Raw genomic sequence first — 6,232 nt, forward strand, 5'->3', positions numbered from 1 at the left:
TCGGGCTTTTTTTGTATTCATATATACAAAAAACAGAGAAAATAAAGATTTCCTAAAGAGCGTAAATTTATGTAAACTCTTTATAGAGTGATGTGAAGCCTTGGTTTCACAGGTTTTTCACATTCACATCCTATGATCATTCATATCAAGGAACACACAAGCAAGGAATTTGTAGGAGTTGATTATGTCCGTAAGTCTACCATCAATCATCCAAGAGCAATTGGTGCAACCCTTCAAATACTGGAACAATGGTGTTCAGGACGCTATGTCCTACCAGAACGAGATGTATACCTATGTTCGTTCTTACAGCCAAGAGAATCGCCTACAAGCCTATAGTTATGCCTGTGACATGGCTGAACAAAACATCAAAAGCTGCATTACTTGCTCAGAGGGAGGTTACAAGATTTGGGTTAATCTCAAGTGCGTATCGAATCATCAGTTAGAGACCAATCAAAACCTGAACTTCAGCCCAGCTTTTTCCTAGTCCTCGCTCGAAAATGGTTCAAACAGTAACCGCGCAGCTCCTTGGATCCGCAGGAGAGGTTGAACAGAGCGAGGCAAGGGAGGAAGATGAATTACAGTTTGCTCGCTATTACAACCCAACGGGTCATGACAATTAGAAGCATAATTCCACACTACATAAGGTTGACAAACCTCTAGATCCATTAAAGACTGACTTAATCGATGATGCTCGGCTAAAATCGCTGGTTGATTCTGAACCACACCAATAAACTCAGTATGCCGAGCATCCTTGACTTTTTTCTGGGCTGCAACTACCCGTTTTCTTAGGGTACGGAGTTCTCCCATAAACTCGGTACGTCCGAGAACATCTTGGTATTTAATCCATAATTTGAACACCCAAGCTAACCAGTCTGCTAAAGCTGTTGGCATTTCTAGAAATCTGAGTAAATGCCCTGTAGGAGCGGTATCCAGAATAATTAAGTCTTGCTCTTGATTCTCTAGGAGTTCCATCACTGCTAAGAGGGCTAAAATTTCATCAATCCCAGGAAAGGAGAGGGAGACCAGTTTACGCCAAGCTTCTGGGCCATAGAGTAATTGTAAATTCTCTTGGGTCGGGGAATCGCCACTGATCATTTCCGCGAGTTCCCACAGATAGGCTTCGCGAAACTGATTGAGCAGGACTTGAGAATCGATTTCAGCGGCTGTAAGGTTGGGGAGATCGATCGCCTGGGGATCGTGGTCTAAAGGCTGTCCAAATGCATCCCCCAAGGAGTGAGCCGGATCGATCGAGATTGCCCGCACTTGCCTTTCAGGATGGGTTTGAGCCATTCCCCAGGCGATCGCCGCCCCCACCGTTGTTTTACCTACTCCTCCTTTCCCACCAATAATAATCAAACGGCGTTGTTGAGCGATAAAATCAGGTAAACCCGGTGAGATGCGATCGGGCCAAATCACTTCAGTCGAGGTAATCCTTGCATCCTGCACCTCTACCGGTGACATCTGAGCAATGACCCCATCTAACGCTGCACCTCCCAACGGAGGACTCGCATACTGAGTAATGCCCAACAGGGGTAAACCTTCTACAAGTTTCTGAAATTGCGGTAGAATCTGTTGCTGCTCTGCATAGCGGTCTCGATCCTCTGGTGATAAATCTTCCGATCTCGCGACCAACCGATTCACCCAAACCCCTCCCAAGGGAATCTGCAACTTTTGCAGAGAAGTCACAAAGCGCCGAGTTTCCTCTAAACTCATGGCTTCAGCAATTCCCACGACTACGCAACGGGTGCGGTCTTGATCTTGTAATAAGGCCCGTCCCGTTTGCAGATCAGACTTCATCTCTTGTAAGAACTCATCCCCTCGATCCCCTTGATAGCGGCCGGTAAATGCTTGGCTGATAGCGCGATGTTTTTCCTGGAATAAATCCAGTGCTTCTAAAAACTGATCGAGAAAATCCATTAATCCCAACAGATTGAGCGCATGACCACTAGGAGCCATATCCACCACCACCCGGTCTACTTCTTTCTCCCGCAACAAGCGCTGAATTTCTAAGATTCCCATTAATTCATCGAGTCCCGGCCAACTTAAATCCCAGACGGGGGTTAAATCTTCGGCCGCTGCAAAACTTCCTCGTTCAACAAGCAGTTGTAGGACTTCACCGTAGCTCTGTTTGAATTCTTGTAATAAGGCTGCTGCATCGAGAGCTTGCACTTCTAAATTGGGCAAATCTGGCAGAGAAAGGCGATCGCCGGTAACTGGACATTGCAACACATCCCCTAGGGAGTGAGCCGGATCTGTTGAGAGCAGCAACACTTTCTCTTGGGGAAACCGCTGACCCCAATACCGGGCAAAACCACAGGAGAGTGTTGTTTTCCCCACTCCCCCTTTACCACTCAAGAGCAATAATTCTAGGCGATCGTATGGATTCATATGAGTTTCTTGCGTCCTAATCCCCTATGGTACAACCAGAACCGTAAGGTTTTCCCTCTTGCCTTTTACCTCTTATATCAAGTCCTTAAATGTTTGCGTCAATTGATCCTTGAGGGGCAAGTTGCTCTAAGCCAATTGTTAAGCGCAACGTCATACAGAAGCGAAAACATCTTGGACGCTCAAGTGTAATTCACGGGCAAACTGGGGCAGCCGATCTAGGAGCTTTTCCCAGCTTGAGCGCTAGAATGAAAGCACCGCATTCAAATCATTATTAGCTATGCTTACTGCATCTCGTTCAGTTGCCATACCTCTAGCCACTAATAGTGATGGTTCCATCTTAATTGCCAATACTCGTGTAACTCTTGATACGGTTATTGCTGGCTTCAAGCAAGGTTTCTCGGCTGAGGAAATTGTATCTCGCTATCCATCCCTAAAATTATCGGATGTGTATAGCACTATTGCTTTTTATCTTAACTATCAGCAAGAGGTTGAAGAATATCTACAACACCGTCAATCTGTAGCACAGGAAATTCGGAAACAGAATCAATTGCGGTTTAACTCGCAAAATTTACGCGATCGTTTGCTCGCACGTCGGGCGACAAAATAGCAATGCTAAAACTACTTGCGGATGAAAATTTTGACAATGCAATTGTCAGAGGCTTATTGAGGCGAGATGTTAGTATTGACATCGTGCGCGTACAGGATGTGGGGCTATCAGGTATAGACGATCCAACAATTCTCGCATGGGCAGCCGACAGAGATAGAGTCCTACTCACCCATGATGTGGCAACAATTACCCGCTATGCTTACGAACGAATGGAGCAAAACTTACCCATGGCTGGTGTCATAGAGATTCCAATGGGTGCGAGTATTGGGCAAGCAATTGAGGATATTTTACTTTTGCTAGAATGCAGCACAGAAAACGAAATTGCAGGACAAATTCACTACCTCCCTTTTTAGACACAGGGACTAATCTTTTATGGGTTTGCAAAAATTTAGTGTAATGGGGGCTAAATGGTTACAACTCTTAATAAACCATCTTCTCTAATTCATGAAATCAAACTTGAAAAAGTTGGCAACTGGAATTTATTCAAATTCAGTGAGTCTCTTCAACTGCCTTTGTTTCTTAGGATTTTTTAAGCATAACTCGCAATCAATTGACGAACCGTAGGAGAACGATACCCTAGAACAATTTTATCTTTAGGAATACCCACATCCATTAATTCTTGGGCAATGCCGGATTCGGTAAAATCCCGTTGAATCCAAATTTTGTCCTCTTTAATCTCTACATGAATCGGACAGCCATAAATGCGCTTTTCATCTTCCCAACCTACATGCAGCAGGAGATAATGCTGGCGCTCTTCATCAAACACAATTTGAGCATCTACGGTTGTATCCTGCTGTCGATATTGCCAATGTTCAAGAATGATTTTTTTGATGGCTTCTACATAATTTAGATTTTCCATTGACTGACTCTCCTTCACAATCTGAGATAAGGCTGTCCATTATGTTAACCTGTAGGGGTCAACGGCTGTTGACCCCTACAAACATAGCGATCGCACAGTGAACCTATGCAAGCCATCCTGTTAAGCAGTGAAGAAGTGGCCAAACGTGCCTACCAAATCTACGAAGGTGAAATTCGCCAAAAGGTTGAGACAGAGGAAAATATTGGCAAAATGGTCATCATCAATGTTGAAACCGGTGACTATGATATTGATGAAACCGGACTACAAGCAGCTAAAAACCTTCAGGCAAAGTCCCCTCGAATCACTTCTGATGAAATTGCTGAATTAGATGGGATTGGAGAGCTAGATCGTATTTTTACTCAGATCCATGCCATGCTTGCTGCTCAACATGCCAATCAGTGTAGTGATAGTCATACTAATTGTAGGTTATCATAATTGAAAGAAATCACAGTTCAAGGAAGATCGTCATGGAAATTTCTTTGCAACCTGACCTAGAAAAACTGATACAAGAGAAAGTACATAGTGGCCAATATAGATCGCCAGATGAAATGGTGAATTGTGCTATCCGTTTATTGGTGTCTGAGTCTGGAATTGAGAAAACGCCAGGAGTCTGTGGGGGAGATGCTTGTATTAGTAAAACGCGAATTCCTGTTTGGTCATTAGTGTGTGATCGCCGTTTAGGAATGACTGATGCTCAAATTTTAGCAGCTTTTCCCGGTTTGAGCGCGATCGATTTGGTCAATGCTTGGCGTTATGCTCAAGCTTATCCAGAAGAAATTGAAATCGCGATTCGGGAAAATGAAGAGATCATGACAGCAGAGATAGGGTAACGTGACCAGATTATATAGTGATGAAAACTTTTCTCTTCCGGTTGTTGAATTTCTGAGAACTTTAGGTCATGATATTCTAACGGCAACAGAAGCCAATCAAGCAAACTTACAAATTCCTGACGATCGAATCTTGCAATTTGCAATCGGCCAAAAATGAGCTATCTTAACCGATAATCGTCGTGATTTTATCCGTTTACATTTATCAACACAAGCCGTTCATTGGGGGATTGTTGTCTGCACAGAAGATCCTGACTTTGAAGGATTAGCAAACCGAATCCATGACGCGATCTCTTTAGAGGAAAGTCTACAGGGAAAATTGATCCGAGTCAATCGCTTACCAGCATCAGGGACTTAATCCTGTAGGGGTCAACGGCCTTTATAATATCAAATCTTTAAATGCTTGCGACAATGCATCGCTGGGAGACAAGGGGCTTAAGCCCCTTGCCCCTCAAGGATCGATTGATGCCAACTTTTCTGGATGTGATATAACTATGATATTTAAACCAAAAGGGCGAACGGCCGTTCGCCCCTACAGGTAGGTTCAGCATTATCTCTGTTTGGAAAGACGCTTGAGACTAGCCAACCCTCCCATCAGAATTAAACCCGCAACCGCAGAAGGTTCAGGGATTTTTTCAGGATTTTCTTGACCGCCATCTATGGTATATACATATGCTGCACCACTGTTGACTCCACGATTATCAGTACGGCCTCCTGAACTATAAGTATTATCAGCCACGTCGCTAATGAGAATATGGTTTCCATAAAGTGCTAATGATTTTCCAAATTGTGCGTGACTACGATCTTTATGCTCTTCAGATAGAACAAATTTTTGGATAAAATCACCACTGGTAACATCAAACAAATAGACTGAACCAGTTTCCTTTCCGCTGTCATTTCTATCAGAGCGAGAAGTGATTACAGCATAGTCATTGTGGAGTGCTACTGAATAACCAAACTGGTCACTTGCAGCCCCATCTGGCGCTAGAAATTCATGTAGAAGACCACCAGTTTCTGTATCAAATAAATAAGCAGAACCACTATTATCTCCTCGCTCATCATCACCATATGAGCCAATAAGAACATGATTTCCGCTGAGTGCTACAGATTGAGATCGACGAGAACTAGCAAAAAAGTCTCCATTAGCAATAATATCAGGCGTTACAAACCGATGCAGTAAATCTCCATTGGTCGTGTCAAATAAGTAAACTGAACCGTTAGAACGTCGGGAATAGTTAAGATCCAGAGTTTTAGTAACGATAGCATAATTTCCATCCAGAGCTACTGGAAAACCGGCTATCTCACTAAATGTATGAGGAGGGACGAACTTTTGTAGTATTGTTCCACTGGAAAGGTCGAACAAGAAAGCCGAGCCGCCAAGTGATGGATTATCCCAATCAGCAAACGAGCCAATTAGAGCCAGATTGCCATCGACATCTACAGAATGTCCAAAACCTTCACCTCTATTTTGTGGATTTATAGCAGAGAAAGGGAGAGTTAGGACATAATAGAAAGACAAAGTTAGCGATCGTGAGATTATGCCAGCAGCTT

8 protein-coding genes and 1 pseudogene are annotated in these 6,232 nt (G+C 43.5%); 6 read left to right on the top strand and 3 right to left on the bottom strand.

The annotated features are described in order from the left end of the window. The first annotated feature begins 184 nt into the window (after positions 1-184). Positions 185-484 (top strand): hypothetical protein, encoded by a 300-nt coding sequence (locus tag J7529_RS13915; protein WP_271941987.1) that lies wholly within the window; start codon positions 185-187, stop codon positions 482-484. On the opposite strand, the gene J7529_RS13920 is transcribed toward J7529_RS13915, so the two are convergent. Further along, the gene (locus tag J7529_RS13920; RefSeq protein ID WP_318729451.1) at positions 481-2,388 is read right to left on the bottom strand and encodes an ArsA family ATPase; all 1,908 of its coding nucleotides are present in this window, start codon (positions 2,386-2,388) and stop codon (positions 481-483) included. The genes J7529_RS13915 and J7529_RS13920 overlap by 4 nt on opposite strands. A 277-nt stretch (positions 2,389-2,665) precedes the next feature. Between J7529_RS13920 and J7529_RS13925 the strand changes: the two genes are divergently transcribed. Together J7529_RS13925 and J7529_RS13930 are read left to right on the top strand one after the other, a co-directional pair. After that, positions 2,666-2,995 carry a DUF433 domain-containing protein gene (locus tag J7529_RS13925; protein WP_318729452.1) on the top strand — a complete coding sequence of 110 codons (330 nt, stop codon included), beginning with the start codon at positions 2,666-2,668 and terminating at the stop codon, positions 2,993-2,995. 2 nt (positions 2,996-2,997) lie between these two features. Next, a complete protein-coding gene (locus J7529_RS13930; RefSeq protein WP_318729453.1) occupies positions 2,998-3,348 on the top strand; it encodes a DUF5615 family PIN-like protein in 351 nt (116 codons plus the stop codon). A gap of 176 nt (positions 3,349-3,524) precedes the next feature. Here the strand turns inward: J7529_RS13930 and J7529_RS13935 are convergent, their stop codons facing one another. Further along, positions 3,525-3,854, bottom strand: coding sequence for a XisI protein (locus J7529_RS13935; protein ID WP_318729454.1), 330 nt, complete (start codon positions 3,852-3,854; stop codon positions 3,525-3,527). A 105-nt stretch (positions 3,855-3,959) separates the two neighbouring features. On the opposite strand from J7529_RS13935, the gene J7529_RS13940 reads away from it, so the two are divergent. The 3 genes and pseudogenes from J7529_RS13940 to J7529_RS24735 all read left to right on the top strand — a co-directional run bounded on the left by J7529_RS13940 (position 3,960) and on the right by J7529_RS24735 (position 5,039). After that, entirely contained in the window at positions 3,960-4,289 is a 330-nt protein-coding gene (locus J7529_RS13940) for a hypothetical protein (RefSeq protein WP_318729455.1), read from the top strand. A gap of 113 nt (positions 4,290-4,402) precedes the next feature. Next, the gene (locus J7529_RS13945) at positions 4,403-4,684 is read left to right on the top strand and encodes a DUF433 domain-containing protein (protein ID WP_413038890.1); all 282 of its coding nucleotides are present in this window, start codon (positions 4,403-4,405) and stop codon (positions 4,682-4,684) included. A 1-nt stretch (position 4,685) separates the two neighbouring features. Continuing rightward, a pseudogene (locus J7529_RS24735) lies at positions 4,686-5,039 on the top strand (DUF5615 family PIN-like protein). 192 nt (positions 5,040-5,231) lie between these two features. Here the strand turns inward: J7529_RS24735 and J7529_RS13955 are convergent. After that, positions 5,232-6,232: PEP-CTERM sorting domain-containing protein (locus J7529_RS13955; protein ID WP_318729458.1), on the bottom strand; the 1,001-nt coding region annotated here is incomplete at its 5' end.

Origin of the sequence: Roseofilum sp. Guam, assembly GCF_017746735.1 — a bacterium.
Taxonomy (GTDB): Bacteria; Cyanobacteriota; Cyanobacteriia; order Cyanobacteriales; family Desertifilaceae; genus Roseofilum; species Roseofilum reptotaenium.